Source organism: Flavobacteriales bacterium (genome assembly GCA_016699575.1).
GTDB lineage: Bacteria > Bacteroidota > Bacteroidia > Flavobacteriales_F > PHOS-HE28 > PHOS-HE28.
In genome coordinates this window covers 3,501,811-3,524,966 of the sequence record CP064979.1, presented here as the reverse complement: position 1 = coordinate 3,524,966, position 23,156 = coordinate 3,501,811, and the positions used below count along the sequence as shown (strand labels likewise).

The 23,156-nt window shown below is 60.4% G+C and carries 23 protein-coding genes and 1 tRNA gene; 14 read left to right on the top strand and 10 right to left on the bottom strand.

Going from position 1 to position 23,156, the window contains the following annotated elements; all coding sequences use genetic code 11:
• Nucleotides 1–4 precede the first annotated feature (4 nt).
• From IPJ76_14680 to IPJ76_14670, 3 genes are all read right to left on the bottom strand, one after another.
• Nucleotides 5–511: a DUF4442 domain-containing protein gene (locus IPJ76_14680; protein ID QQR85833.1), complete on the bottom strand. Its 507-nt coding sequence runs from the start codon at nucleotides 509–511 to the stop codon at nucleotides 5–7.
• On the bottom strand, nucleotides 508–924 hold the full coding sequence (locus IPJ76_14675) for a nucleoside triphosphate pyrophosphohydrolase family protein (protein QQR85832.1): 417 nt from the start codon (nucleotides 922–924) through the stop codon (nucleotides 508–510). Before IPJ76_14675 ends, IPJ76_14680 begins: the two co-directional genes overlap by 4 nt.
• Before the next feature lie 151 nt (nucleotides 925–1,075).
• Nucleotides 1,076–2,410, bottom strand: a complete 1,335-nt coding sequence (locus IPJ76_14670; GenBank protein QQR85831.1) for a hypothetical protein — start codon at nucleotides 2,408–2,410, stop codon at nucleotides 1,076–1,078.
• A gap of 87 nt (nucleotides 2,411–2,497) precedes the next feature.
• Here IPJ76_14670 and IPJ76_14665 point away from each other — a divergent pair, with 87 nt between their 5' ends.
• The 3 genes from IPJ76_14665 to IPJ76_14655 all read left to right on the top strand — a co-directional run bounded on the left by IPJ76_14665 (nucleotide 2,498) and on the right by IPJ76_14655 (nucleotide 7,010).
• Nucleotides 2,498–2,953 (top strand): J domain-containing protein, encoded by a 456-nt coding sequence (locus IPJ76_14665; protein QQR85830.1) that lies wholly within the window; start codon nucleotides 2,498–2,500, stop codon nucleotides 2,951–2,953.
• 188 nt (nucleotides 2,954–3,141) lie between these two features.
• Entirely contained in the window at nucleotides 3,142–5,625 is a 2,484-nt protein-coding gene (locus IPJ76_14660) for an SBBP repeat-containing protein (GenBank protein ID QQR85829.1), read from the top strand.
• Entirely contained in the window at nucleotides 5,622–7,010 is a 1,389-nt protein-coding gene (locus IPJ76_14655; protein QQR85828.1) for a T9SS type A sorting domain-containing protein, read from the top strand. Before IPJ76_14660 ends, IPJ76_14655 begins: the two co-directional genes overlap by 4 nt.
• Nucleotides 7,011–7,023: 13 nt before the next feature.
• Here the strand turns inward: IPJ76_14655 and IPJ76_14650 are convergent, their stop codons facing one another.
• Nucleotides 7,024–8,103 (bottom strand): branched-chain amino acid aminotransferase, encoded by a 1,080-nt coding sequence (locus IPJ76_14650; GenBank protein ID QQR85827.1) that lies wholly within the window; start codon nucleotides 8,101–8,103, stop codon nucleotides 7,024–7,026.
• A 94-nt stretch (nucleotides 8,104–8,197) separates the two neighbouring features.
• Here IPJ76_14650 and IPJ76_14645 point away from each other — a divergent pair, with 94 nt between their 5' ends.
• From IPJ76_14645 to IPJ76_14615, 7 genes are all read left to right on the top strand, one after another.
• Nucleotides 8,198–9,994, top strand: coding sequence for a RecQ family ATP-dependent DNA helicase (locus tag IPJ76_14645; protein ID QQR85826.1), 1,797 nt, complete (start codon nucleotides 8,198–8,200; stop codon nucleotides 9,992–9,994).
• The gene (locus tag IPJ76_14640; protein ID QQR85825.1) at nucleotides 9,978–10,589 is read left to right on the top strand and encodes a DNA-3-methyladenine glycosylase; all 612 of its coding nucleotides are present in this window, start codon (nucleotides 9,978–9,980) and stop codon (nucleotides 10,587–10,589) included. Before IPJ76_14645 ends, IPJ76_14640 begins: the two co-directional genes overlap by 17 nt.
• A gap of 23 nt (nucleotides 10,590–10,612) precedes the next feature.
• Complete coding sequence (locus IPJ76_14635) at nucleotides 10,613–11,548, top strand: methionyl-tRNA formyltransferase (protein ID QQR88476.1); 936 nt, start codon at nucleotides 10,613–10,615, stop codon at nucleotides 11,546–11,548.
• Nucleotides 11,545–11,973 carry a cupin domain-containing protein gene (locus IPJ76_14630; protein ID QQR85824.1) on the top strand — a complete coding sequence of 143 codons (429 nt, stop codon included), beginning with the start codon at nucleotides 11,545–11,547 and terminating at the stop codon, nucleotides 11,971–11,973. Before IPJ76_14635 ends, IPJ76_14630 begins: the two co-directional genes overlap by 4 nt.
• A 186-nt stretch (nucleotides 11,974–12,159) precedes the next feature.
• Nucleotides 12,160–12,432 (top strand): HU family DNA-binding protein, encoded by a 273-nt coding sequence (locus IPJ76_14625; protein ID QQR85823.1) that lies wholly within the window; start codon nucleotides 12,160–12,162, stop codon nucleotides 12,430–12,432.
• A 73-nt stretch (nucleotides 12,433–12,505) separates the two neighbouring features.
• The gene (locus IPJ76_14620) at nucleotides 12,506–13,198 is read left to right on the top strand and encodes an RNA methyltransferase (protein QQR85822.1); all 693 of its coding nucleotides are present in this window, start codon (nucleotides 12,506–12,508) and stop codon (nucleotides 13,196–13,198) included.
• 110 nt (nucleotides 13,199–13,308) lie between these two features.
• On the top strand, nucleotides 13,309–13,491 hold the full coding sequence (locus IPJ76_14615) for a 30S ribosomal protein THX (GenBank protein QQR85821.1): 183 nt from the start codon (nucleotides 13,309–13,311) through the stop codon (nucleotides 13,489–13,491).
• A gap of 219 nt (nucleotides 13,492–13,710) precedes the next feature.
• Here IPJ76_14615 and pdxH read toward each other — a convergent pair whose 3' ends face one another.
• Nucleotides 13,711–14,343, bottom strand: coding sequence for a pyridoxamine 5'-phosphate oxidase (gene pdxH / locus IPJ76_14610; GenBank protein ID QQR88475.1), 633 nt, complete (start codon nucleotides 14,341–14,343; stop codon nucleotides 13,711–13,713).
• A gap of 119 nt (nucleotides 14,344–14,462) precedes the next feature.
• Between pdxH and IPJ76_14605 the strand changes: the two genes are divergently transcribed.
• Nucleotides 14,463–15,050 (top strand): YqgE/AlgH family protein, encoded by a 588-nt coding sequence (locus tag IPJ76_14605; protein ID QQR85820.1) that lies wholly within the window; start codon nucleotides 14,463–14,465, stop codon nucleotides 15,048–15,050.
• On the opposite strand, the gene IPJ76_14600 is transcribed toward IPJ76_14605, so the two are convergent.
• Genes IPJ76_14600 through IPJ76_14585 form a run of 4 tightly spaced genes read right to left on the bottom strand, consistent with a single transcriptional unit; the run spans nucleotide 15,043 to nucleotide 17,458 of the window.
• Nucleotides 15,043–15,891, bottom strand: coding sequence for an aminotransferase class IV (locus IPJ76_14600; GenBank protein ID QQR85819.1), 849 nt, complete (start codon nucleotides 15,889–15,891; stop codon nucleotides 15,043–15,045). The two genes, IPJ76_14605 and IPJ76_14600, sit on opposite strands and share 8 nt — an antisense overlap.
• The gene (locus tag IPJ76_14595; protein QQR85818.1) at nucleotides 15,888–16,385 is read right to left on the bottom strand and encodes an HAD family hydrolase; all 498 of its coding nucleotides are present in this window, start codon (nucleotides 16,383–16,385) and stop codon (nucleotides 15,888–15,890) included. The genes IPJ76_14600 and IPJ76_14595 overlap by 4 nt, the downstream gene beginning before the upstream one ends.
• On the bottom strand, nucleotides 16,382–16,987 hold the full coding sequence (locus IPJ76_14590; protein QQR85817.1) for a rhomboid family intramembrane serine protease: 606 nt from the start codon (nucleotides 16,985–16,987) through the stop codon (nucleotides 16,382–16,384). Before IPJ76_14590 ends, IPJ76_14595 begins: the two co-directional genes overlap by 4 nt.
• Before the next feature lie 51 nt (nucleotides 16,988–17,038).
• Nucleotides 17,039–17,458 carry a nuclear transport factor 2 family protein gene (locus IPJ76_14585; GenBank protein QQR85816.1) on the bottom strand — a complete coding sequence of 140 codons (420 nt, stop codon included), beginning with the start codon at nucleotides 17,456–17,458 and terminating at the stop codon, nucleotides 17,039–17,041.
• A 125-nt stretch (nucleotides 17,459–17,583) separates the two neighbouring features.
• Here IPJ76_14585 and IPJ76_14580 point away from each other — a divergent pair, with 125 nt between their 5' ends.
• Together IPJ76_14580 and IPJ76_14575 are read left to right on the top strand one after the other, a co-directional pair.
• On the top strand, nucleotides 17,584–20,316 hold the full coding sequence (locus IPJ76_14580) for a T9SS type A sorting domain-containing protein (GenBank protein QQR85815.1): 2,733 nt from the start codon (nucleotides 17,584–17,586) through the stop codon (nucleotides 20,314–20,316).
• 305 nt (nucleotides 20,317–20,621) lie between these two features.
• Nucleotides 20,622–21,758: a hypothetical protein gene (locus IPJ76_14575; protein ID QQR85814.1), complete on the top strand. Its 1,137-nt coding sequence runs from the start codon at nucleotides 20,622–20,624 to the stop codon at nucleotides 21,756–21,758.
• 320 nt (nucleotides 21,759–22,078) lie between these two features.
• Here IPJ76_14575 and IPJ76_14570 read toward each other — a convergent pair.
• Nucleotides 22,079–22,152 (bottom strand) — tRNA-Met (locus tag IPJ76_14570).
• A gap of 129 nt (nucleotides 22,153–22,281) precedes the next feature.
• Here IPJ76_14570 and IPJ76_14565 point away from each other — a divergent pair.
• The gene (locus tag IPJ76_14565) at nucleotides 22,282–23,151 is read left to right on the top strand and encodes a hypothetical protein (protein QQR85813.1); all 870 of its coding nucleotides are present in this window, start codon (nucleotides 22,282–22,284) and stop codon (nucleotides 23,149–23,151) included.
• Nucleotides 23,152–23,156: the final 5 nt, after the last annotated feature.

Genomic DNA, 23,156 nt, shown 5'->3' with positions numbered 1-23,156 from the left:
GGACTCAGCGCGAGGTTTTCACCTTGCTCCACGCCTTCACCTGCCATACGATGGTGCCCGTGGCCACGTGCAGGTCTTGTGCGTCCTTGACTTCCACCGAGCTGGTGTAGCGCACGCTCTCTTGCGACCGCAGCGGAACAATGACCGCTTCCTCGATGGTGGCACGGTCCGGCACACAGACCGCATGGGCCGTTCCCTTGGCCTGCTTGTGGTAATCCATGTGCAGGCTGGCCATGATGAGGCGATACTGCTTCGGGTCCAGGTGCTCAAGCACGCTAAGGCCGCTGCACAGCTCGGCCCCAGTGGCCAGCGCACACGCGTGCATGCCGCGGATGTGGTTGCGGTTCACATGCCACCACGGGATGCGCACGCGGATGCCGCCCGTCTTCATCGGCTCTACGCGAAAGCCGTGCGGGCTGTTGAACGGTATGGTGAAGTTGAGCCCTTGGTTGAGGATGAACCGCTTCAACGCACTGGTGCGCGCGGCGGCGAGCAAGGCGGGCAGGTTCATTGCGCCAGCACCGCTGCTATGTCCGGCCTGAAGTACCGATCGCTCTTCAGCACCTTGCCGTCCTCGCGGTAGATCGGCTGGCCGTTCGCATCGAGCTTGCTCATGTTGCTCCGTTGGATCTCCAGGAACACATCCGCGATCTTGTCCTGCAGGCCGTGTTTGAGGATGGTGCCGCAAAGGATGTAGAGCATGTCGCCGAGCGCGTCCGCCACTTCCACGAGATCGCCACGGTTGGCGGCCTCCAAGTACTCCTCGTTCTCCTCGCGCATCAGGGTATAGCGCAACTGCGCATCCTTCGCACCGATGTCGCTCACGGGCTGATCCGCGTTCGGGATGCGGAAGGCGTCGTGGAAGTCGCGTACGTTCTGGATGGTGTCGAAGAGGCTGAGTTGGTTGACGGCGGTGGTTGGCATGCGGCCAAGGTAGAGGCCGCAACTACCCGTGACCCATGCTGTGGAAAACTGCAGAACGCTGGATCGCTTCGCCTAAGAAGGCTCGCGATGACGGTCCGGCCAACGTCATCGCGAGGAGGCTTTGCGACGAAGCGATCCAGAAAGGCGTTGCTCACTTCACCCGCTCCCGGTACAAGGTCCGCTTCTGCGTGCTCTCGAACGGCCGGTGGATGTAGTAGGCCTGCCCACCGTGCACGCGCACCTGCTCCGGCCACTTCGCGTCAAGGTTGATGCGCGGACCAAGAGCGGCGCTGATCGGATCGATGCTGCACAGCCATGTGCGTCCAGCTTGTTCGAACACCGCATACACCTCGCCCATTGCGCGGTCATGCAAGAGCTTGCCGGTGAAGGCACGCCCAGGCTGGCCGGTGTGGTGCACGAGCTTCGTCTCACCGATCGGTTCGCGCTTGCGGTTGAAGCGCTTCAACCGGCCAGCCGTGTGATCGAACACGAGGATGGTATCGCGGCACACGAAGAGTGGTGCATACGGCGGCTCGAAGTACAGGTCGTTGTGGAAACCCGTCATGCGGCCGGCCCAAAGCTCGCGGTCGATGCCGGTGGTCAGCTCCATGTCCATGGCAATGACCTTGTCCCGCCCGCTCATGTACTTGTACTGACTGCGGAACAATTGCATCATGAAGGTGTCCTGCACGGAACAGAACACGCTGACGATCTCGCTCACCGGTTCGTACGCCAGGTGGTCGAAGCCCGGGAAGGTTGCATCGTAGTTGCTGCCCAGCCAGTGGCCCGCCGTGCTGTCCGTCCATGGGCGAAGGGCTTCTTCGAACGCGTTGGTAAGAATGGTTGACAGGCGAACCGCTCCTTCTTCAACATCCACTCCCCACACGCGGTCGGTGCCGAGCACGTACGCCTCGCCTCGCCGTCCGATGTGCAGCCCAGTGCATTCGCCCGGCACTGGCTTCCGCGCCACTTCGTTGAGCATGGTATCGAGCAGCACCAGCACCACATCGCGCAGGATCTCCTGCCCAGCGCGTGACTGGTCGCGCCACATGCGCGGGTGTTCATACGCAAGCACCCACAGGCCTTCCGCCCCCGGCTCGAAAACGGCAGCATGCAGCGTGTCGTTCTTGAAAACGGGTACAGGCGCGCGGGGCCGCACGGTGAACGGTTCGAGTTCAGTGGGGTTGGGGACAAGACGTACCGTGATGGCATCTATGCGGTCAGGCAAAGTGATCTCCTTACGGAAATACCCCGAACGCTTCAAGAAATAAGGACCGCGTTCATCGGCACTGTACCGGTGAACGATCAACCCGTCGTAGTTGCCCGAGGTGACCCATTCGTCATTGCGAGTGCGCAGCTCCACCACCGGAACCGGCTCCCCGGAAACGCTGTCCAGGACAGTGATCTGCACCATCAACTGGGCCTGAGCCAGTCCTGCCAGTAACACCGCCCAGAAAAGAAAAAGGCCACGTCTTGCGTTCCTCATGCGTCCTTGGTGCATTGTGAAGATGCAACGACCTTCGCGAATACACACGCAAATGCCCGACCTCGGCCGTCCCTGAACGAGCAACGGATGAGAACATCACAGCAACGCGACCCGTTCGCGACCCTCGGCGTTCCGCCTTGGGCAACGGCCAACGAAGTGAAACGTGCGTACCGCGCCAAGGCCAAGCGCTTCCATCCCGACCTTGACCCTTCGCCCAAGGCGGCGGAGCGTTTCCGTGAGGTGCACGCGGCTTACAAGTGGATCACCGAGGGGCCAGTGAAACAACCGAAGGCTTCCGAACGCCCGGCCCCGCGTCCACGACCGAACACGGCGCCCACGTGCGAACCCGACCGGCATATCGCACCGTGGCTATTCCGCGGATTGCACTTGGCCGGGTTGCTGTTCGGCATCGGCTGCGTGTCAGGGACGATCTGTTGCTACCTCTTCTTGGGCCTTTCACAATGGGCCTTGTTGCTCATGGTGCCGGGCCTGTTGCTGATACCTGACAGCTGGGCAGGACTGGTCATGCGAGATCGGCCTTAAGCCTCCTACGCCCGACACTTCAACGCTTTGACCGAAACCATGCAAGGAAATACGTCTAGATTCGACGGTGCCAAAAGGCATCTCGTGAACGATCACCTGATCCAAACCTTCGAACGCCATGAGAACAACGATCGCAGCCCTTACCCTTACGCTATTGCTTGCCCCCCCCCCCTTCTTGGGCCACGTACATGCCGCCTGACGGCCACGGCGAGCCTTACAACAAGCAGATCGCGTTCTGGCAGGAGAGCGGTCAAACGGTTTACGCGAACGGGATGCCTGTTTCTGATCTGCAGTTCTACTCCGAAGGCTCTGTGCCGAGCACGTATATCCGCCGTGATGGGATCGTGTCGTTCATGGTCGTTGACGGTGATGGTGGGCATGTGAACCCTCAAGCGTTCCATCGGCTGGATCTTCGAATGGTCGGAGAGATGGCCCAATTCCCCGATGCCATATCGTACGAGATGAACGACCACGTGCAGAATTACTACTTCACGCATTGCGCACCGGGCGTGGAACAGGTCCCGGGCTTCTATCGCATCGTGTACGAAGAGATCTATCCTGGGATCAACTGGCACTTCTACAGCGGAAGTGCAGGACAGAAGATGAGCTATGTGTGTATGCCCGGCTCAGATCCGAACATGCTCACCATGGAATTTACCGGACAGGATAGCCTTACCGTGGATGTGATGGGTGCGATACGGGCGTACATGGGGGGCAAGTGGATCAGGCTGGAAGAGGCCATCGCATATCAAGTTGACGCCAACAACAATGCGCTGCCGTTGAATTGGAACGCCGAATACGTTCCCGGCAACGGATCCGGGACTGTGCGGTTCAGTTTCGATGTGTACGACCCAACACTGCCGTTGATCCTACAGATCGGCGGTGGCCCAATTGGCGGCGGAGCCAGCGAGCAAGGCCTCTGCTGGAGCACCTACTTGGGCGGCAACGCCCGGGACGATGCTCGATCCAGCCACATCACCAACACCGAGTACTATGTGGTGGGCAATTCGGTTTCCACCTTCAACTCGTTCCCTCAAGCAGCGGGCACGAGCTACGGCACCGCACTCATGGCAGCCACCATTGTGAAATTCGACAACACCAACAACATCGACTGGAAGACCTTCTTCGCTGGCGGCGATGGCTACACTTCAGCGAACTGTGTTACCAAACGCTTGCCAGCGCAGGGCGGTGGTGTTTATGTAGCCGGGACGACCAACACGTCGGATATCATCCACGCTCAACCAGGCATCGAGCACTACTACCCAACTTCCAATAACAACAACGACAAGGGATGGATCGGCCGCTTTGATCAAGGCTTTGGGACTAGGCAATGGTCGACCTATTTCGGTGAATCTGATGTGTACATCACGGGCATCGACATTGGTGACAATGGCCGCGTGTACATCTGCGGCTACACCTACGGCAGCATACCTGCATTGGATGATCCCGCCCCGCCGGGAAGCACCACGTTCGTGTACAGTGCCGAGTCCGATGGGTTCGTGGCATCCTTCACACCGCTCGATCGGTTGAATTGGTTCACGGTGCTGCCTGGAATGAGTTTCGATGAGGCGCTTGACCTGGATGTACATGGACAGGCGGTTGTTGTAGCTGGCAGCACAGAAAGCACTGATTTCTCCGCCAGCACGAACGGGGGTGGTGCTTATGAGGAGTGGTTCCATGGAGGTGGTAATGACATCTTCGTGCATCAGTTCAGCCTGAACGGCACTTTCCAGTACGGCACCTGCTTGGGTGGTACGGGCACCGATGTCGGCCGGGAAGAAATGGTGGCCATTGACCCTTTCACGGAGGACATTCTGGTGATCGGCAATGCAGGACCGGGCGTCAGCATCGTGCCCGGTGCAGGCTGGTCGCAAGGTTCGCCGCTGGCGGGAACAGCCAACGGATACATCGCACGGATAGATGGTAGCACGCACGCCCTCACCTGGCAGACCTATTTCCACGGAGCTGCGGGTAGCAGTGTGTACATGGAAGCAGTGGCTTGCGGTCCGGACGGCCGCGTTTTCATAGGTGGCCATTCGAACGGTACGGGGTTCCCGTGGACGCCTTGGACTGGTCGTTACAACCAAGGCGTGGCCAATGCCGATACGCACAACGGAGCTTTTCCGGAAGCGAAGGATGGTTTCGTGGTAGAGCTCTCCCCAGGCCAGTTGCTCACTTGGGCCACGCCATTCGGCGGCAACGGGCACTCGAACAATGATCGCGAAGCTGTGCGGACCCTTGCCGTTCGCAATTCCACTGGCGACCTGTACACGGCAGGCACTACGCACAAGGACATCAACCTAGCTTCCTATTTTCCGCTGGACGATGGTTTGGGTGTCCCCTACTTCGAGCCGGTCTTTCAAAGCACCTTCCAAACCACCGAGTGCTTCGTCACCGTTTTCTGCGATGAGACAGTTACCGGTGTGGCCGGTGCGGATGACCACGGGAATGAACCGGCGCCCTACTTCGATGCGTCCGGAACATTGCATGTTCCCGGCATACCTGATGGGCTCACGGAAGTGACCGTGTATGATCTGCTGGGTCAAGTGGTCAGGAGCGAGCGTGTTGTGGCAGCAAGCAACATTGCCATTATTGGGTCCTGTGTTCAATTGGCCACCGGGCAGTATCTCGTGGTGGCGAATGGTATTGCCCACAAGGCCATTCGGCCATGATCTCGCACACCCTGCGCAAGTCCGGCCTTTTCGGTTCGCTTGCCGCCACACTAACGTGCAGTGCCCAGTGGACAGCTGCGGGCCTGCAAGTAGAAACCGACGAGGTCACTAACATCTGCCTGGACACGGTTGGCGATGCTCTTTATTACTGCGGTGAGTCATCTCAGAACGGAGACAACGATTTCAGTGACCAGGTGGTGAGCGTGTACAAGAATGGTCAATGGGACACACTTGGCACCTTCAATAACAGACCCAACTCGGTGGTTAATTGGCACGACACTCTGGTTGTCGGTGGCTGGTTTACCGAGGTCGGCGGATTGCCGTACAAGTCGATTGCGGCGTATCACGGTGGCCAATGGCACCCTTACGGCAGCCTAGGAACTTGGAGTTCCGGGGTGTACCGGCTATGTGTCTTGAACGATGAGTTGTACATGATCGGCGCCATGGATTCCGTAGATGGCCAAGCAGTGCAAGGGATCGCCAAACGGCAGGGCAATGCATGGGTGCCGGTCGGTAACCTGGACGCCAGTTCGCCACCGATTTGGCAGGACTTGGCACTCTGGCGCGACACGCTTTACGGGGCCGGTGCCATCAACATCAACGGCACTCCGTACAAGGACTTGGTTTACCTCGACGGCAATGAATGGAAACCTGTGAGCACCGGGATACTCGGAGGGTTCGGCGCGGGCCGTTCATTGGCCGTATTCCAGGACCAGCTGTACGTGAGCGGTTCCATCCCGATAGCCGCTGGCAATGCCGGGCACGGCATTATGCGTTGGGATGGCACTGCATTCCATCCGGTGGGCACCGGGTTCCAAGGCGATGGCAATAACTATCAATACCTCGTTGGCGCCTCGGATCTGGAGGTACACAATGGGCGGCTGTGGGCCGCTGGGACCTTCAAATACGCGGGCAATGTCCCGGCCCCCTTCGTGGCTTCATGGGATGGCCAGCAATGGTGCGGCCTACCGGCTGGCCCGAACTTGTACGTAACGTCGTTGGCGTTCTATCACGACACATTGTTCATTGCCCCCAAGGTGCTGGTGAACGGCGTTGATGTGAACAGCGCTGCCTACTATGCCGACACCAACTACACGGCGGTGTGCAGTGGTTTTGTCGGCTTGGAAGAAGCACCCGCCGAGATGAACGCCCGGATCGTTCCGAATCCGACCGGTGGCAGCTCGTTCGTTTCTGTGCAGGGTGCAGGTAAACTGGCTGGATCAGCATACACGATAGTGGATGCGACTGGTCGCGTATGCGCAACCGGGTCAGTGCCGCCATCCTTCCTGATCGATGTCGGGTCACTAAAGCGAGGTATCTACTCGGTCAGCGTCGGCGGTTCGAGTCGTCGCCCGAAGAGTCTTCGCCTAGCAGTGGACGACTGATAGAGGTCCAGGTTCAAGCACCAACGTCCACCATCCACCCGAAGGGATCTGCGCCGCGGCCGCGGCGGATGTCGTCGAGCTGTTTGCCCAAGCGATTGCTCATGCTGTTGTCATCAAGCTTCGGCAGCATATACTCCTCGTCGCCGTACGCGATGCTGGCGATGTGGGCGATCGTCGCTGCGGTGCCTGCGCCGAACGCCTCCTTCAAGGTGCCTTTGCGGATCGCAACGGTGACTTCGTCAACGCTCACACGGCGCACCTGCATGTCTATACCCTCTCGTTTGGCCAGTTGGATGATGCTGTCGCGTGTGATGCCTTCCAGGATCGTACCGCTGGTGGCGGGAGTCAGCAACGTGTCGCCGATGCGGAAGAACACGTTCATCGTGCCGCTCTCCTCGAAGTACTTGTGCGTCTCACCGTCGGTCCAGAGCAACTGGTGGAAACCCTTGTCGGCCGCCAGTTTCGCAGGGTACAACGAAGCCGCGTAGTTGCCGCTGCACTTCGCCGCGCCCGTTCCGCCTTGGAACGCACGGCTGTATTCCGTTTCGATCTTCACGCGCACAGCATCCTTGTAATAGCCGCGAACAGGGCAGGTGAAAATAATGAAGCGGTACGAGTCGCTCGGGCGCACGCCCACGTACTCATCGCTCGCGTACATGAACGGACGCAGGTACAGCGCACCCTCCGGATCGCGCGGCACCCACTTGTGGTCCATGCGCACCAATTCGAGCATGCCTTCCATGAAGATGTCCTCGGGGATGGCCGGCATGCACATGCGGTGCGCACTGAAGTTCATGCGCTTGATGTTGTCCGCCGGACGGAAGATGGCCACCTTACCGTTCTCCTGGCGGTACGCCTTCTGCCCTTCGAATATGCTCTGGCCGTAGTGGAGCGAAATGAGGGCCGGGCTCATCTCCATCTTGCCGTAAGGCTGGATGGAAGGCTGATGCCACTGACCGTCGCGGTAGTCCATCACGAACATGTGATCACTGAAGACACGACCGAATACCACGGTCTCGAGGTCGATGCCGGAAAGGCGGCTTTGCGCCACGGGATGCTTTGCGATCTTCACGGTTGTGCTGGCACTGCTCATGTTCTCTGTGCGTTTGCGTACTTCGGTCCGGCCCGAAGGTAGGCGCGACGCACGTTCTACGCAGCCCGGGCACAAAGGATAACAACCGCTGAACATGCGTGACATCCATCAGGTCCTGCAAGAACACTGGGGCTATTCCGCGTTCCGGCCAGTGCAGGAGGATGTGATACGGAGCGCGCTTGCTGGTCGGGACACCTTGGCGCTGCTTCCCACGGGCGGAGGAAAATCCATCTGCTACCAAGTTCCAGCGCTGGCCATGGGCGGCCTTTGCGTGGTGGTATCGCCGCTCATCGCATTGATGAAGGACCAAGTGGACCGCTTGCGCAAACAGGGCATTCCGGCGAAGGCGTTGATCAGTGGTATGGGCTATGCGGAGATGGAGAACACGCTCGAGGCATGCGTGCACGGCAAGTGTTCGTTCCTGTATGTGAGCCCTGAACGCCTCCGAACTGATCTCTTCCGCGCGCGGGCACCGCGACTTCCGGTGAAGCTCATTGCGGTGGACGAAGCGCACTGCATCAGCCAGTGGGGCTATGACTTCCGGCCCACGTACATGGCCATCCCGGAGTTCCGCGCGCTTTACCCGGCCGTTCCCGTGCTCGCGCTCACGGCAACAGCCACTCAGCAGGTCGCGGACGATATCATGCAACGGCTGGCGTTCGTCGATGGCCGTTGCATCCGTGCCCCGTTCGCGCGCCCGGAACTGGCGTTGTGGGTGGCGTACGGAGAAGACAAGATCGGCAAGCTGTTGCGCATTGCCGAGCGCGTACCGGGCAGCGGCATCGTTTACCTGCGCGATCGCAAGGGCACCGTGCGTTTGTCGCAACTGCTGCGTGAGAACGGCGTGAGCGCGTCGGCCTACCACGCTGGCATGCGCATGGAAGATCGCGATGCCGTGCAACAGGCATGGAGCAAGGGCGAAGTGCGCTTCGTGGCGGCCACCAACGCGTTCGGCATGGGCATCGACAAGGGCGATGTGCGCGCCGTGGTGCACATGGAACTGCCGCCCGACATCGAAAGCTGGTACCAGGAAGCCGGACGGGCCGGTCGCGATGGACAGCCGAGCCATGCCTTCCTGTTACTTGGGCCAGGCGACCGCGAGCGCGCCGCGCAGAAGCTGGAGAGCTCTTTCCCCACGCTTGCACAAGTGCGGCTCGTGTACCAAGCCTTCGCCGATATGCACCGCATTGCGCTGGGCGCCGGGCAATTCGAAACCTACGAGCTCGACCTGCGCGGCCTGGCCGAGCGAAGTGCACAGACACCCGCCGCGGTGATGAACGCCATGAAAGCGCTCGAACTGAACGGCGACCTTTCCTTGAGCGATGGTGTGCACTCGCCCTCGCGTGTGTTCATGCGCGCTTCATCGAACACCGTGTACGATTTGCGCCTGCGCGATGCACGACTGGGACCATTGCTCGAAGGATTGCTACGGCTCTACGGCGGCCTCTTCGAGGAAGCCTCCATCGTCGAGGAACTGCGACTGGCAAAACACCTGGAATGGAGCGCTTCCACGGTGAAGGAGCGCCTGCTGGAACTGCAGAAGCTGGGCATTCTGCACTACCAATCGGCCAGCGAAGCACCTTCGGCAACGCTGCTTGTGCCTCGTCGCGATGCCCAACGATTGATGCTCGACCCCGCAGCCCTCGCCGAACGTAAGCAGCGCGCCACCGACCGGTTGACCGCGATGATCGCGCTGGCTTCGCCCAAGACGAGGTGCAGGGAGCGCGCGGCATTGGAGTATTTCGGGGAGCAGGCCAGAGCCGATTGCGGGCGGTGCGACCGTTGCAAGGCACGAGCGCATCAGGATGCCGCGACAGCTTCCACCCCGCTGAACGCCACCGACGATGACCTTCACCAAGCGCGCTGGTTGGCCGATGAGCAAGGTGCTTGAGCGGGACTTCTTCCTGCAAACGGATGTGGTACGGATCGCGCGTGATCTGATCGGCAAGGTGCTCGTTACCGGAAGAGGCCGAACGCTCACCAGCGGGATCATCACCGAAACGGAAGCGTATGCTGGTGCAACCGACCGCGCCTCGCATGCCTACGCTGGGCGGCGCACCGCCCGCAACGAGAACATGTACGCACCTGGCGGCATCGCATACGTGTACAAGTGCTACGGCATCCACGACCTCTTCAACGTGGTAACGAACCATCGCGATGTACCGCACGCCGTGCTCGTTCGCGCACTGCAACCCCTGCATGGCGAAGCACTGATGCGTAGCCGAAGAGGTCCGAAAGCAAAGGGCATGTCGTTCGGCGAGTTGAGCGGTGGCCCGGGAAAGTTGACGACCGCATTGGGCATCACGCTACAACATAACGGCATGGACCTGCTCTCCGGCACCGTGCGGCTCGAAGACCATGGGATTGTCGTGCCCACATCGGACATCCTGGTCGGTCCTCGCATCGGTGTTGACTACGCTGGTGATGATGCGCTGCTGCCCTACCGTTTCCGTGTGCATCCGGAGCATTCCTTCGCTCCCCGATGAGCACGTCCCGCAAAGTGGTCTTCATGGGAACGCCCGAATTCGCGGTGCGTTCGTTGGATGCGTTGGTAAAGGCCAACGTCGATGTCGTTGGCGTTGTCACCGCCCCGGACAAACCGGCGGGCCGGGGACGTCAATTGCAAGGAAGCGCGGTGAAGGCACGGGCGCTGGAACTTGGTCTTCCGCTGTTCCAGCCGGTCAAGCTGCGCGACCCTGACTTCCACCGGCAGCTGGCCGGGCTCGGTGCCGACCTGTTCGTGGTGGTGGCATTCCGCATGTTGCCGGAAGCGGTTTGGAACATGCCACGCTTGGGCACCATCAACCTGCACGCATCCTTGCTGCCGCAATACCGTGGCGCCGCGCCGATCAACTGGGTGGTCATCAATGGCGAAACGACCACGGGCGCCACCACCTTCTTCATCCGTCACGAGATCGATACCGGCGATGTGCTGATGCGCGAGACGTTGTCCATCGGCCCGAACGAGACCGCAGGTGAACTGCACGACCGTCTGGCCGCGATGGGTGGCCAACTGCTTGCACGGACCGTTCAACACGTGCTGGACGGAACGATCCAACGCCAACCACAACAGGCCGATGCCAATGTCGTGCTCAGGTCCGCACCCAAGCTTGCACCGGAGAACTGCCGAATTGATTGGCGACACCATACTACCCGTGTGCACGACCACATCCGCGGACTGAGCCCCTATCCGGGCGCGTGGACGGAATGGCACCAAGGTGACCGCAAGATGCACTTCAAGGTGCTGCGCACATCCCTCGCGTCGTCCGGACCATCATCCTCCGTTGTACCTGGAACCGTGCAATTGGATCGCGAAGGAATGCTGGTGGCTTGTGGTGATGGCTGGTTGCGATTGATCGAAGTGCAGTTGGAAGGCAAGCGCCGGATGTCCGCTGCCGATCTCGCGCGCGGCATCGCTGTCGATCAATCCATCACCTTGCGATGAACACCGGAACATTCCTCACGGCACTGACGTTCGTCATGACTTCCACAGCCATGCGCGCGCAGGCCGTTCTCTCATCCAGTGCTCTGGAATGCCCGCCCGGCGAGGGTTCCGTGCGCAGCAGGACGTTGAGCAACGACAGTCTTTCCACCTCCTTCCTGCTGTGCATCCAAGGTGGTGTGAGGCCCCACTTGCACGCACACCACACGGAGCATGTGCATGTGCTGGAGGGCAGCGGAACCATGCTCTTGGGCGACAGCATCTTCGCCATCGCGCCTGGTTCGTTCATCGCCATACCACGCGGAACACCGCATGCAGTAAAGGTTTCCGGCGATGGGCCGCTGCGTGTCATCAGCGTGCAAGCCCCCTTCTTCGATGGTTCGGACCGCGTGCCGGTGGATGCGGGCACCCTTTGGACGCAACCCTGAAAAGCCTGGCGAGGCCGTTCCTGGAACCCGCACTGGCAGCGGATTACAGGAGGAGTTATCAACAAACCCCCTGTTTTTTCAACATTCTCCGGCGGGAGCCCCGGAAACCCTTGACGGGCGCGGCTCTCCGGCTACATTTGACCCCGGACCGCAACAAACCACCGGTCCGCCCAAAACCCAAGTCAGATGAACAAAGCAGAACTGATCGAAAGCGTGGCCGCCGAGGCGAAGATCTCGAAGGCTGATGCGAAGCGCGCCCTCGACGCCTTCGTGAACAACACCCACAAGGCCCTGAAGAAAGGTGACCGCGTGGCTCTCGTAGGCTTCGGCACTTTCTCGGTGACGCAGCGCAAGGCCCGCAAAGGCCGCAACCCGCAAACGGGCAAGGAGATCAAGATCGCTGCCAAGAAGGTGGTGAAGTTCAAGGCCGGTGCTGAACTCAGCAAGAAGCTGAAGTAAGCTGCCCGTCCTGCGGACACTGGAGAGGCTCCTCGCAAGAGGGGCCTTTCTTTTTGCACACCTTCGGCCACCGATGACCGACGAAGAACTCTACGCGCAGCTCGGCGCGTTCATCACTGACAACAAGCGCGCACTGTTCGATCGCATCGCGCCCATGCGTACGCGACATGTCACGGTGGTGCTGGAGGACATCTACCAGAGCCACAATGCCAGCGCCGTGGTGCGCACCTGCGATCTGCTCGGTGTGCAGGACCTGCACATCATCGAGAACCGCAACAAGTACACCTTGAACCCTGACGTGACCCTGGGCAGCAGCAAGTGGGTGGACCTGCAACGCTGGCGCGAGGGCACCAACAACACCATGGATTGCGTGAAGCGGCTGCGCGAACAGGGCTACCGCATCGCCGCCACCTCACCGCACGGCAACAGTGTGGATCTGAAGGACCTCGACATCAGCACACCGATCGCGTTCTGTTTCGGCACCGAACTGCAAGGCCTCAGCGACCAGCTCCTGGCTGCGGCGGACACCCGCGTGCGCATCCCCATGCACGGCTTCACGGAGAGCTACAACATCAGCGTCAGTGCGGCCATCGTGCTGTTCAACGTAACGGAACGGTTGCGCGCGAGCAACGTGCCGTGGCAACTCAGCACTGCCGACCTGCTGAAGTTGAAGATCGAATGGGCGCGCAAGACGCGGCATCATGCGTCGCTCATCGAAGAGCGGTTGCGCGAACGTTCCAATAAGCGTGAGAGCGGAGCAGCGTGAGCGATCCGTGCCACACCATGAACAGTGCACGGTGGAAAGGGAGAGGTGCGATCGAACGTGATCCGCCCGATGCACGGGTACTTTTGTTCAAACCCCTAAACACCCTTACAATGGGCAAAGGAGATAAGAAGACGAAGAAAGGAAAGCGCACCATCGGCAGCCGCGGCAAGAGCCGCCCGAGCAAGCGCGCACGCGTGGCCAACGCCAAGAAGGCCGGCGCGAAGAAGGTGGTAAAGAAGGCCGCCAAGAAAGCCGCACCGAAGAAGAAGGCGGCAGCCAAGAAGAAGAAGTGAGCAGTTGCTGCTACAGAGCGAAGGCCCCACATCGGGGCCTTCCGCTTTTGGCACCTTAGAGCCTGTTCAGGATCTCCCCTTTTGAGGCGAGCGATGAGGATTTGGCGGCCAGACGAGGCGCGGAACCGGAGCATAGCCGGTGCTACGTGACGGTTTCCGCAACGAAGTATGGTCGCCAAAGACCATTGCGGAGGCGAATGCGGAGATCCTGAACAGGCTCTATGGCTGCAGCCGCGACCGGTCCCAACCATCGTGGGTGCGGCGCTCGAAGACGATACGATCGTGCATGCGATCGGCACCACCCTGCCAGAACTCGATGCGCAACGGCCGCACACGGGTGCCGCCCCAATGGAACGGACGCGGAACATCAGCATCCGTGAAGCGTTCTTCCCAGCGGGCATAGCGTTCCATCAATCGTTCCCTCGAAGCGACCGGCATGCTCTGATCACTGGCCCAGGCACTGATCCTGCTCTCGCGCGGGCGTTGTTCCCAATACGCATCGCTCATGGCGGCTTCCACGCGTTCACCCCGGCCTTCGATCCGTACCTGCCGTTCGAGCTGAGGCCAGAAGAAGGTGAGTGCAGCCCGCGTATCGGACTCCAGGTCCGAGGCTTTGCGGCTGTTGTAGTTGGAGAAGAACACGAAGCCCTCGGCATCGAACGACCGCAGCAGCACCATCCTGCACGACAAATGATCCGCCCCCGAGGTGGCCAATGCCATCGCGTTGTACTCGGGCACGTTCTGCGACTTTGCTTGTTGCAGCCATCGGCCGAAAAGCGCGATGGGGTCGTCGCCCGCCTCCTTCTCGCTCAGTGCATCCTTACCGTAGTTGTTCCGCAGGTCCACCTGCATGCCATTCACGGGGTCCATCCGGGATCGCTTTCGGCCGAAGGTATCCGCGCAACCGGACCGTCACATGACCGTTATCCCTTTCGGGGCACCTTTCCGCTTCGCATAACTTGTCCCGGACCATGGCCAAGGATCCGCTCGAACTGGACCCGTTGAACCAGCTTGACCCCAAGCGCGGACGGCTGCTCGTGAGCGGGCCTTATCTGCCGGACCCTTACTTCCGCCGCACCGTGGTGCTCCTGTGCGACCACGACAGCGAAGGATCCTTCGGCTTCGTGCTCAACCGGTACATCGACCTGCAGATCAGCGATCTGGTGGAGGGCTTCCCGCCCATCAAGACACGTGTGGCCATCGGTGGTCCGGTGCAAAGCGGCAACCTCTACTACCTGCACACGTTCGGTGCGCGGCTCGAGGGAAGTCAGGAAGTGGTGGCCGGTGTTTCGGTGGGCGGCGACTTCGAGCAGCTGCAAGGGATCCTCACGGCCGACCCGCGCCTGGCCAAACACGTGCGCTTCTTCGTGGGCTACAGCGGCTGGGGCAAGGACCAACTGAGCAACGAGATGCAGCAGCGCTCCTGGCTGGTGGGCGAAAGCACCAAGCCGCGCATCATGGGCACCAAGCGCGATGACCTATGGGCGGAAACGCTGCGTTCAATGGGTGGTGAATACGCCGCGCTCGCGGGATTCCCCGAGGACCCGACGCTCAACTAGCGGCGCCCAGCGACTTGTTCAGAAGGTCCACCAAGTGGAGCGCAGTGCGGTGCGCATACCGCTTCGTGCGGTAGGCCCCGGCCCATTGGATGCCGCGCACGGCGTTGGTGAAGAAGAGCTCGTCGGCCGCGAGCAGGTTCTGCGGGTTCAGCGAGCACTCGTACACCTTCATGCCCGTGCTCAGCGCCAGGTTTATGACCTGCATGCGCATCACACCGCCCAAGCAGCCGTCGCTCAGCGAAGGCGTGTACAGCACACCGTTGCTCACGATGAAGAGGTTGCCGCTGCTGCTCTCGATGATGTTGCCGCGGTCGTTCTGCAAGAGGCACTCATCCAAGTTGCGCTCGCGGCTCCACAGGCCTGCCATGATGTAGTACTGGCAGTTGAGCGTCTTGTGCACGCTGAGCATGTTCACCGGCTTACGCATTTCCGGCCATATGTCCACCGTGAGGCCCTCATGGTTCAGTCGGTAGTTCTCATGCGTGAGCGGATGCAGTTCGATCGTGTAGCCGCACTTGTTCTGTTCCGGGCGGAAATACCCCGTGCCCTCGCGGAAGAGCGTCAATCGGCAGCGGCCACTGAGGATGCCGGTGCGCTGCACCAGCAGTTCAATGCGTTCGGCCAGCGATCGTTGGTCCAAGTGCTTGGGCGCATCGATGTGCAGCGCCTTCAAGCCCTCCTGGCTGCGGGTCCAATGCGCATCGAGGAAGCACGGCTTGCCATTGATCACACGGATGCTCTCGAACACGCCATCGCCGTAGTGGAACGCACGGTTGTCCATCAGCACGGCGGGCTTGTCGCCCTCCACCAGCTCCCCGTTCACGATCGCCCAAGGCCTCATACAGCAAGTAGTTCGGCGCGCTGGAGCACGGGCAACAGCGCGGTGTTCGCTTCCACCAAAAGTCCCTTGGCACCGGCGGCCTCAGCGGCCTGCACATCGCGGTCGCGGTCACCGATGAACAGGGTGGCCGAGGGATCGGCCCCCAACAAGGCCATGGCTCGCTGCACGAGCAAATGGCCCGGCTTGCGGCACAGGCACTTGCCGTTCGTCGGGTGGTGCGGGCAATGCAGGATCAACGGCGTGGGCGCCCCGGCTTCGGCGAGGCGGTCGTGAAGATAGCCGTGCAGCTTTTCCACCTCGGCTTCGCCGTAAAGACCCAGGCCGATGCCGCTCTGGTTGGTAATGATGGCCACCGGTATTCCACGGGCATGCAAACGCCGCAGGGCCTCCACCACATCGGGCAGGATCTCGAAGTCCTCCAGTCGCCAGGTATGCTCGCCGCGCTCGCGGTTCACCACGCCATCGCGGTCAAGGAGAACGGCGCCCTTGCTCATGCGCCTACGATGCGTTGCACCAAGGTGGTGAGCAGGCGCGGCTCGACGGCGGCCATGAAGAGCACACCGAACAACGCCCCGGTGAAATGCGCGTCGTGCGCGATGCGGCCATGGGCCTTCTTGTCCTGGACGTACTCGTACACCAGGTAGCCGATGCCCATCAACCAGCCGGGCAACGGCAGAATGGCGAAGAGATAAAGCTCGTCCAACGGGTCGATGACGATGCTGGCGAAGAGCACCGCGGCCACGGCACCGCTGGCCCCCACCGCCCGGTACTCGGGGTTGTTGCGGTGGCGCAGGAAACCCGGCACGGCGGCCACGATGGCGGCGCCCAAGTACAACAGCAGGAAGACAGTGAGTTCCATGCCGGTGAAAGCGGACAACTGATGCTCCACCTTCCGGCCGAACATCCACAGCACGAACATGTTCACGAAGAGGTGCGGCCCGTTGGCGTGCACGAAAGCATGGCTGATGAAGCGGTACCACTCCTTGCGGTGCTCCACTTGGAACGGCTCGAACAGGAGCTTTTCCATCATGGGCCGGTCCTGCATAGCGCGCATGGACACAATTACAGTGATGCCGATGATGATGTAGGTGATCATGCGTGGTGGCCCCGCCCGAGGGGGAGCGCCGCAAGTTGCGCACGGAGCGCGTCAATCCGAATGATCGCGCAGGATGCGCCACTCCTCCCCGCGCCGCTGCCACAGCAGGCTGAAGCGGCCGCTGAGCGTATCGGCCGTGCGTTCCAGGCGCCATGTGCCGGTGCACCAGGCGTGGTCCTCGCCTGCGGGCAGCACTTCAATGGTGCCGAAGGTGAGGTTGCCCATTGCGGCGGCATCGGGGTAGCTGCGCTTGTAGCGGGCGGTCACCGGATCGCGGCCGCAGTTCTGACTGGTCTTGCCCAAGAAGCAGACCTCATCCCAATAGCCGTCCATAAAGCCTTCGATATCGGCTGCATCCCAAGCCTTCTCCTGGGCGGACATGACGGAGGCGATGGCGGTGCGGTCGTTGGATGTGAAGGGGGTGGTGCAGGCAGAGAGCAGCAACAGAAAGGCGAACGATCGATAGTGCATTTCGCTGGGCAAAGTAGCACCAACCGTTCGTCAAAATACCCTGAACTGGGTATTGCGGAGGCCCTGAAGGTTGGTTCACTTCGTCATGCCTAAATACCACACCCATGCGTCACGTTCTTTTCCTCATGGCATCCCTGATCAGTGCAACAGTTAGTGCCCAGTACGTCGACCTCTACAACGACCCCTACAACCCCGCGATCGGTTGGCGGCTGAACGACAACTGGATCGTGGACACGAACGGCGACCCACGACCCGATGTAGCGGCCAAGGGCGAAGGCAGCCCCATCATTGTTTGGCCGGGGTTCGGCAGCCGATTAAGCTTCACCATTGGAACGCAGGACACGCTGCACCGGGTGGACATCATACCGGCAGGTGAAGAAGCCTCACTGGAGATCGACCCGGTATTCGAGGACGAGCGCCCCGGTGTGGCCAACTACTACTACCCGCATACGGCACCCGACGGGGCCACCAATGTGACCAGCTACAGCATGGTGAAGTACGAGGGCATCTACGAATACATCAACTGCTACCTGTACAGTGGGAGCAGCGGACCGAAGCTTGCCTACGAGATACTGCCCGGCGGCGACCCGGATGCCATTGTGCTGCGATTCCAAGGCCAGGACAGCTTGGAGATAGACAGCGTTACCGAAAAGGTTACGGCCTATATCAATGGAGCTTACCTGGAGTTCCAGAAGGCCGTGGCCTACCAGTACGATGGCAGCACGGTATATCCGTTGGGCTGGGCGCCGGGATGGGAGGAGGATGTTGATGGGGATAAGCTCTTCTTCGTCTGGGATTCGTATGATCCACAGTTGCCCTTGGTCTTCCTGATCGGCATGCCACCACCGCCCGGTGCTGGTCCGGTCGCCGATCTCGATTGGAGCACCACTGTTGGATTGGGTATGGGCACCACGCTCGGTGGTGGCGGGAACGAGTTCATCAGTGCGGCCACCTCCGCTGATGACGGCGACCTTTTGGTGGCGGGCAACACCACCGACGATGCCTTCCCGGCGAATACTGGCTCAACACCGCACGCTGGTTCCCATGATTTTGTCTTCGGCCGTTTCGAGTACGCACCCGGCGACCCGGACAACGATGCTCGCGTTTGGTGGATGACGTACTTCGGTGGAACGGGCAACGAAAAGCCGACGGTTATCCATCGCTCGAGCAACAATGAGATTTATGTTGCGGGTTGGACTGGCAGTGAAGATATCATCATGTTTCCACCTGTTGACCCAGCGGACGGCACCTACTGGCAGAGCACATTGAAGGGCGCAACTGATGGCTTGATCATAAAGGTGAACCCTGACGACGGAGCTTTGCTGCGCAGCACCTACTTCGGCGGTGATGAAGATGAGATGGTAACTGCCGTGACCGAAGATGCTGCCAACAACATCTACTTAGCCGGTGCCACTACCAGTAGCGATGGCGACTACAACGATTGCAACAGCGTGCTGACCGGATTCCCCATGTGCGATCTGGGGGATTATCAGCAAACGACGAACGGTGGTGGCACGGATGGGTTTATCATGAAGCTGGACGAGAATTTCAACTTGAAATGGAGCACGCTCTGGGGCGGCGCTGGCAACGACCTCATCTACGATGCCGCGTTCGACAACGATGCCATCGGGAACCTGGCGAACCAGCATGTCATCTTCGTCGGCGGCACCACCGGACCAATTCCCACAGGCCCCACGGGCACCTACTTCATTCAAGGTGTGCTGGGTGACAGCACGGGATTCTACATCGCCTTCAATCCCGACGGGGTGATCCGCAGAGGAAGTACCATCCATGGCTTGCGCGCCTTGCATGCCGTGGCCGTGAACGATCCGCTGGACCAAGCCACCGTGATGGGATACACCACTGAAGAGCCCTTGGTGACGTTGGATTGCCTGCCAAGTGCGGGTGAACTGAACATCTGCGACCCGGCCAACGGCGAATTCATTGACGATGAGGTGGAACTGTGGGACCAGTACTACGCTGACATCCACATCCCTTCAAGCACCATGGAATGGAGCACCACCTACGGGAATGAAGCCAACGATGCGGCAACCTTCATGGAACTCGATGAATACATGGCATGGCAAAACCACCCCTTCCCCATCAATCGCTTCGGTGATCTGGAGATGACCGGCAACGGCACGGTTTACGGGCTCGGCATCATGGAACAAGGACTGGCCAACAACCCGCACGACTTCCCTACCGAATACGCATGGGGCTTCTTCAACAAGGATTTCGACACCAACACCGGTAACGACCAAACCGATGTGACCTTGCTGGGATTCGATGCCGACAGGCACTTGATCTGGGCCAGCGTGTACGGCAGCCGCTACGACCATATCGGGGGACCGAACGACAACAACTCCGACCTAGTGTACCGCTTTGAAGGCTGCGACTGGGGCCACGACCTGGTGTTGCTGGACAATGAAGCGCTCTATTGGGTAGGCACAACCGGAGGCACCGATCTGGACCGCGCATGCCCCGGCGCAACGCTATCGTGGTGCGAGGATCAATTGCCCTATGCGCACGGTGGCGACATCTACCATGGCTTCGTGGCACGCATGAACCTCACTGGCCTGAGCATTGGGGTGGATGACGAACCTGTAGCGACTGTAAGCGGCTTGGTCTGCTTCCCCACAACCAGTAACGACCGGGTGACGTTCTTGCATAATGGAGAAGTGCTCCAGGGCCACGATTTGGTGGTCTATGATGCGTTGGGAAAAGTTGTGCGCAGCGAGAAACTGGATGCCCACGGTTCGCTGAGCGTAGCGTCTCTTGCGCAAGGTTCCTACAGTGCAACTGTTTTTGATGCCAAGGCACTTTACCTTGGTTCGGTGCGTTTTGTCAAACAACAATGAGACGCTCCTTTCTGAGCATTGTCGGATTGCTGGTCTTGCTAGGTAGCAGCGCTCAATCGCTCTTTACGCCGATCGCGAACGGAGTAGGCACAGCTGCTGTTGCGACCAGATGCTTGGTGGTAGACGCAGCAGATCCAATTAACCTCTACCTCGGTGGTAGCTTTGGGGGGAATGAAGAAGGAACGCTTTTCTCGCCAGGTGTGCTCCAGTGGGATGGAACAGCCTTCTCAGCGATGGGTTGTGGTTTAACGGCTGGCCCTTGGAACTGTTCTTCTGCAATTGCGAGTGGTGGCCCTGTGTTGACGATGGCTATCTGGAACGGTGAACTCTACGCTGGGGGTACTTTTACTCACAGCGGAAACTCGACCACCCAAAGAATCGCGCGGTGGGACGGGACCAATTGGCAGCCTCTGCTCGGCGGCGTGGATGGCCCGGTCTACCACTTGCGGGCGTATCCGGATGGGCTCTACGTAGCGGGCTGGTTCAACTATGCCGACACGGTACAGGCGGAAAGTCTGGCTCGTTGGGATGGAACTCAATTCCATGAAGTCCATGACCTACCGCCCTTGTACACCGGGGCTGGTGTCAACGCCATCAACGATGTAGCCATCTACAACGGACAAGTGTTCATTGGTGGCAACTTCGGTGGAGGCAACGGCTTCAACGACATCGCCTATTACGATGGCAACGCGTGGGTGCCCATGGGCAACGGGTTCAGGGGGGCATTGTCCACGGTGAACGTGATGGAGGTGCACGATGGCAAGCTGTACATCGCTGGTTCGTTCAACAACTTCAACGGCAGCGGCCACCCGGATAACCCCGGCAATGGCATTGTTACCTGGGATGGCAGCCAGTGGGACGATCTCCTTGGCGGCACGGCGGGCGCGTACAACCCTTCCATCTACGGTATGGAGTGGATCAATGACACCCTGCACGTGGTGGGCCGCTTTGACAGGATCGGTGGTATACACACCGGTCGCATTGCCAAGTGGGACGGTTACCGCTGGTGCGGCCTCATACCGGAGGACTATTTCTACCCGGACATCAGTTGCATCGGCCAATGGCACGACACGCTTTACGTGGGCGGCTCCTTCACCTCGGCAGGGCCCGATAGCATCAACCGCATTGCCAAATGGATCGGCGGCGACTACGTGGATACATGTGGGTGGGCTGTTGGGGTGGAAGAGGTCGGTATTGTTCCGGCAGAAGCCCGCTTGCACCCCAACCCCCTCACCACCACCGCCCTCCTGCACCTCCCCAGCGACTTGTCGCGCTCGATGGAATTGGTCTGGCACGATGCCTTGGGTCGCTTAGTGCGCACCGATGTGCCGCAGTGGCAAGGCGGCCCCATCCTCATCGAGCGCGGCGGCTTGCCGCCGGGCCTCTACCTCTTGCGCTACGGGCCCAAGGCTACAGATGCTTTGAAAGTGCTTGTGCATTGAGCTACCGACCAATGCCCAAAACACTCCAAAGACAGTACTGTGGCTTGTTTACTGATCAAAAGCACGCCCCCTTCGGCTCCTCCCAACGAAAAAGGCCACCGTTGAGGTGGCCTTCGTAGCGCGGGGGAGACTTGAACTCCCGACCTTCCCGATGCATCGGGACGCTCTATCCAGTGAGCCGGGAGAAACGAAAAAGGCCACCGTTGAGGTAGCCTTCGTAGCGCGGGGGAGACTTGAACTCCCGACCTTCCCGATGCATCGGGACGCTCTATCCAGTGAGCCGGGAGAAACGAAAAAGGCCACCGTTGGGGTGGCCTTCGTAGCGCGGGGGAGACTTGAACTCCCGACCTCAGGATTATGAATCCTGCGCTCTAACCAGCTGAGCTACCGCGCCTTGTGTGGGGAGGGGTCCCCGAAAAGGCGGGCAAATATAGACGGGCACCCGATCGGCGAACGGTGTGCGCCACCGTTGCACCGAACCTTGTTTTTCTACCTTGTCCGCCACCACCCCAACCCCACGGACATGGCGAAGAAAGCAGCCGCGAAGGCCAAGAAGAGCGCACCGGGAAAGGCCACCAAAGCGGCGCGCCCCAAGCCTGGTAAGGCTGCCAAGGCCAAGAAGCCCGCCGCCAAGCGGGTGGTCAAAAAGGCCGCAAAAAAGTCGAAGCCCGCGCCACGTAAGGTCACCAAGTCGGTGGTGAAGACGTCAGCGTCCGGTGGAAGCGGGAAGAAAGCCGCTTCGAAACCTGCCCCGAAGCGGGCAACTCCCGTCCGCAAGCCTGCCCGTCCGGCAGGCGGGCCCGCACCTAAGCCAGCGCCCAAGCCGGTGAAGGTCGCGCCGAAAGCACCGGCCAAACCCGCGAAGAGTGCTGCCGCGCCTGCCAAACCCGCCGCGCCCCCTGTTCCTGCTGCGCCGAACAAGCCCGTGGTGATCCCCACCAAGGGCAACGCACCGCCCGCACCCAAGCCAGCGCCGCCCGCGCCGAAACCCACGGTGGTCATCAAGAAGAAGCCGCTGAAGGAGCGCTTCTCCATCGAATTCCTCGTGCACAGCACGCCAAGTGCGCTTTACGACATGCTCCTTTCGCCAAGCGGCTTCAGCGAGTGGTACTGCGATGACGTGGACGTGCGCGGCGACGAATACACCTTCAAGTGGGGCGGTGAGGAAGAGAAGGCCCGTCTGATCGGCCAACGCCAGAACGAGGTGACGCGCTGGCAGCGGTTGAGCGAAGAAGACCCCGAGGCGTTCTACGAGTTCCGCATCAAGATCGACCCAATCACCAACGAGCTGGCGCTGATCGTTACCGACCACGCTTGGCCGAACGAACTGGAGAACGCGAAGGCCCTTTGGCACAGCCAGATCGCGAATCTCACGCGGGTGTTGGGTGCATAGCGAGG

Excerpts from the sequence above, each read along its gene's own strand:
- IPJ76_14585 (QQR85816.1), bottom strand. The coding sequence starts at position 17,458 with ATGCACTATCGATCGTTCGCCTTTCTGTTGCTGCTCTCTGCCTGCACC.
- IPJ76_14565 (QQR85813.1), top strand. The coding sequence starts at position 22,282 with ATGGCGAAGAAAGCAGCCGCGAAGGCCAAGAAGAGCGCACCGGGAAAG.
- IPJ76_14650 (QQR85827.1), bottom strand. The coding sequence starts at position 8,103 with ATGAGCAGTGCCAGCACAACCGTGAAGATCGCAAAGCATCCCGTGGCG.
- IPJ76_14575 (QQR85814.1), top strand. The coding sequence starts at position 20,622 with ATGGCTATCTGGAACGGTGAACTCTACGCTGGGGGTACTTTTACTCAC.
- IPJ76_14590 (QQR85817.1), bottom strand. The coding sequence starts at position 16,987 with ATGATCACCTACATCATCATCGGCATCACTGTAATTGTGTCCATGCGC.
- IPJ76_14600 (QQR85819.1), bottom strand. The coding sequence starts at position 15,891 with ATGAGGCCTTGGGCGATCGTGAACGGGGAGCTGGTGGAGGGCGACAAG.
- IPJ76_14630 (QQR85824.1), top strand. The coding sequence starts at position 11,545 with ATGAACACCGGAACATTCCTCACGGCACTGACGTTCGTCATGACTTCC.
- pdxH (QQR88475.1), bottom strand. The coding sequence starts at position 14,343 with ATGCAGGTGGACCTGCGGAACAACTACGGTAAGGATGCACTGAGCGAG.
- IPJ76_14580 (QQR85815.1), top strand. The coding sequence starts at position 17,584 with ATGGCATCCCTGATCAGTGCAACAGTTAGTGCCCAGTACGTCGACCTC.
- IPJ76_14595 (QQR85818.1), bottom strand. The coding sequence starts at position 16,385 with ATGAGCAAGGGCGCCGTTCTCCTTGACCGCGATGGCGTGGTGAACCGC.
- IPJ76_14680 (QQR85833.1), bottom strand. The coding sequence starts at position 511 with ATGAACCTGCCCGCCTTGCTCGCCGCCGCGCGCACCAGTGCGTTGAAG.
- IPJ76_14615 (QQR85821.1), top strand. The coding sequence starts at position 13,309 with ATGGGCAAAGGAGATAAGAAGACGAAGAAAGGAAAGCGCACCATCGGC.
- IPJ76_14665 (QQR85830.1), top strand. The coding sequence starts at position 2,498 with ATGAGAACATCACAGCAACGCGACCCGTTCGCGACCCTCGGCGTTCCG.
- IPJ76_14620 (QQR85822.1), top strand. The coding sequence starts at position 12,506 with ATGACCGACGAAGAACTCTACGCGCAGCTCGGCGCGTTCATCACTGAC.
- IPJ76_14655 (QQR85828.1), top strand. The coding sequence starts at position 5,622 with ATGATCTCGCACACCCTGCGCAAGTCCGGCCTTTTCGGTTCGCTTGCC.
- IPJ76_14605 (QQR85820.1), top strand. The coding sequence starts at position 14,463 with ATGGCCAAGGATCCGCTCGAACTGGACCCGTTGAACCAGCTTGACCCC.
- IPJ76_14645 (QQR85826.1), top strand. The coding sequence starts at position 8,198 with ATGCGTGACATCCATCAGGTCCTGCAAGAACACTGGGGCTATTCCGCG.
- IPJ76_14635 (QQR88476.1), top strand. The coding sequence starts at position 10,613 with ATGGGAACGCCCGAATTCGCGGTGCGTTCGTTGGATGCGTTGGTAAAG.
- IPJ76_14660 (QQR85829.1), top strand. The coding sequence starts at position 3,142 with ATGCCGCCTGACGGCCACGGCGAGCCTTACAACAAGCAGATCGCGTTC.
- IPJ76_14640 (QQR85825.1), top strand. The coding sequence starts at position 9,978 with ATGAGCAAGGTGCTTGAGCGGGACTTCTTCCTGCAAACGGATGTGGTA.
- IPJ76_14670 (QQR85831.1), bottom strand. The coding sequence starts at position 2,410 with ATGAGGAACGCAAGACGTGGCCTTTTTCTTTTCTGGGCGGTGTTACTG.
- IPJ76_14625 (QQR85823.1), top strand. The coding sequence starts at position 12,160 with ATGAACAAAGCAGAACTGATCGAAAGCGTGGCCGCCGAGGCGAAGATC.
- IPJ76_14675 (QQR85832.1), bottom strand. The coding sequence starts at position 924 with ATGCCAACCACCGCCGTCAACCAACTCAGCCTCTTCGACACCATCCAG.